Source organism: Pseudomonas agronomica, assembly GCF_025917275.1.
GTDB lineage: Bacteria > Pseudomonadota > Gammaproteobacteria > Pseudomonadales > Pseudomonadaceae > Aquipseudomonas > Aquipseudomonas agronomica.
Genome location: NZ_JAOSHO010000551.1, coordinates 1 through 3,085, shown reverse-complemented (window position 1 = coordinate 3,085; position 3,085 = coordinate 1). Strand labels below are relative to the sequence as shown.

The window sequence follows — 3,085 nt, the reverse complement described above, 5'->3', positions numbered from 1 at the left end:
AGCAAGCTCCCTCGCCACAAAGGCTGATGTAATCCTGCGGCATACGACTGTTGATTTGGAGTGGTTATGGGTGATCGGCACGACTATGTGGCCCTGGAATGGGTCAAGGGCGAGATTGCCGAAACGCTGAAGCAGGCCCACCTGGCCCTCGTTCGCCTGGTGGACGATCCGCAGGCGTCGGATGCCCTCGGCCAGTGCCTGGCCTGCATCCATCAAGTCCATGGCGGACTGCAGATGGTCGAGTTCTATGGCGCGGCGTTGCTCGCCGAGGAAATGGAACAACTGTGCATCGCCCTGCAGGACAACCGTATCGCCCACCGCGACGAGGCCATCAGCCTGTTGCGCCAGGCGCTGGGCCAACTGCCGGCTTACCTTGAGCGCGTGCACGGCGCCCGCCGCGACCTGCCGTTGGTGGTACTGCCGTTGATCAATGACTTGCGCAGCGCCCGGGGCGAAGGCCTTTTGTCCGAGACCCGCCTGTTCAGCCCGGAACTGCCAGACATCGCGCCGCTCGATGCTGACGCCTTGAAGCGGCTCGAACCGGCCGACCTGCCCAATACCCTGCGCAAATTGCGCCAGAGCCTGCAAGTCGCGCTGGCGGGATTGCTGCGTGAGCAGGACGACGCCACGCATCTGGGTTACCTGGCCAAGGTCTTTCATCGTCTCGAAGCCCTGTGCGCCGGGGCGCCGCTCAATGCGTTGTGGCAAGTCGCCTCGGCGCTGGTCGAAGGCATGCGCGACGGGCGTATCGCCAACAGCCCGGCGCTGCGCAGCCTGTTCAAAGACGCCGACAAGGAGCTCAAGCGCCTGCTGGAACAAGGCATGCCGGGCATCAATCAGCCGGCCCCGCCACGCCTGCTCAAGAGTCTGTTGTTCTATATTGCCAAGGCCGAACATCCCAGCGGGCAGATGCAGATCATGAAAGAACGCTACTCACTGGACGATGCGCTGCCCGACAGCGCCATGGTCGACGAAGAACGCGCGCGGCTGGCGGGGCCCGACCGCGATGCCATGCGCTCGGTCCTTGCCGCACTGTGCGAGGAGCTGGTGCGGGTCAAGGAACGCCTGGACCTGTTCGTGCGCAGCGATCGCCAGCATGCCTCGGAACTGGACAGCCTGCTGGCGCCCTTGCGGCAAATCGCTGACACATTGGCGGTGCTGGGGTTTGGCCAGCCGCGCAAAGTCATCATCGATCAGTTGGCCGTGGTGCTGAGCCTCGCCCAGGGCCAGCGCGAGCCTGACGATGCGACGCTGATGGACGTCGCCGGCGCCTTGCTCTACGTCGAGGCGACGCTGGCCGGCATGGTCGGCACCGTCGAACCTGAAAGCCGCGAAGACAACCACCTGCCGACGATCGACCTGACCCAGATCCACCAGATCGTCATCAAGGAAGCCCACACCTGCCTGCAGCAGGCCAAGGACATGATCGTCGACTACATCGACGCCGACTGGAACGGCGATCAGCTCAAGGACATGCCCGCGCTGTTGACCCAGGTACGCGGCGCGCTGGCGATGATTCCGTTGAGCCGTGCCGCCAGGCTGGTGGAGGCGTGCAACGAATTCATCCGCGAGCACCTGCTGCTCGAACATGCACAACCGGGTTGGGAGGAACTCGATCACCTGGCCGATGTGATCAGCGGCCTGGAATATTACCTGGAACGCTTGGGCGAAGACCCGCTGAAACCGGCCGAGGGCCTGTTGGACGGCGTCGAGCGCAGCTTGGGCATCCTGGGTTATTTCCCTGACGAAGCCCGCGTCCCGTTGCTCGATGACGTGCTGAGCCCCAACGAAGCCCAGGTCATGCAGGATTTGCAGGAACTGGACGATCCGCAGACCGTGCAGTCATTGGCCGAAGTCCTGGCCAACCCGGTCTCGGCGGTCAACCCGCCGGCGAGGAACATGCCGGGTAGCCTGTTGCCGCCCCCCGTGGATGAAAGCCCGGTGGACGATGAACTGCGCGAGGTGTTCCTCGAGGAGACCGATGAAGTTCTGGATGTCCTGCATGAATACCTGCCGCGCTGGACGGCCGACCCCGACGACCACGGCGCCCTGACAGAACTGCGGCGGGCTTTCCATACCCTCAAGGGCAGCGGCCGGATGGTCCGGGCGCTGGTGTTGGGGGAATTGGCCTGGGCGGTGGAAAACCTGCTCAACCGCGTGCTGGAACGCAGTGTCGAGCCGGGCGCTTCGGTCCGGCAGCTGGTTGACGAGACGGTGCAATTGCTGCCGGGGCTGGTCGCTGAGTTTGCGGCTCATCACCAGCGCCAGCGTGACGATGTCGACCGCCTGGCTGCTCGCGCCCACGCGCTCGCCAAGGGCGGCGATGCCGAAGAGGACGACGAACAGGACGTGGCGGCGCTGGACCCGCTGTTGCTGAAGATCTTCGACAACGAAGCCCAGGGGCACCTCGCCGCGCTCAATTGCTTCCTCGATCAGGCCGCCGAACACCTTCCGCTGCAGGCCAACGACGAACTGCAACGTGCCTTGCACACGCTCAAGGGCAGCGCCTCCATGGCTGGCGTGCTGCCCATTGCCGAGCTCGCCGGGGCGCTGGACGAACTGGCCCGGGAATACAAGGCGCACTTGATCGCCCTGGACCTGGATGAGGTGGAGCTGCTGCTCGAAGGCGAAGGGCTGTTGCGACGAGGGCTGCGTCAACTGCACAGCGAGCCGCTGGCGCCGATCTCCGGTGCCGCCGACCTGATCCAGCGCGCCCAGGCACTGATGACCGAGCGCTTGAAAGCGGTCCTCGGCACGCCGGACCAAGGCGCGCGCACCAAGCGTGATCCGCAGTTGATCAACAACTTCCTCGCTCAGGGTATGGACATCCTGCTGGATGCTGAAAACCTGCTGCAGCGCTGGCAACAACATCCTGGCGAAGGCCAGGAGCTCAGCGCGTTACTCGACGAGTTGACCACCCTGGGCGAAGGCGCGCATCTGGCCGACCTGCACCCGGTGGATGAACTTTGCGAAGCCTTGCTCGACCTTTACGGCGCGGTCGAAGAGAGCAGCCTGGCGGTCAGCGACGCATTCTTCCAGGAAGCGCAACGCGCCCATGAAGCGTTGATCGACATGCTCGACGAAC

At 64.5% G+C, this 3,085-nt stretch carries 1 protein-coding gene; it reads left to right on the top strand.

The window, feature by feature from the left end:
- Positions 1 to 66 precede the first annotated feature (66 nt).
- The coding region (locus tag OC610_RS24295; protein WP_264431486.1) for an Hpt domain-containing protein at positions 67 to 3,085 on the top strand (3,019 nt) is incomplete at its 3' end.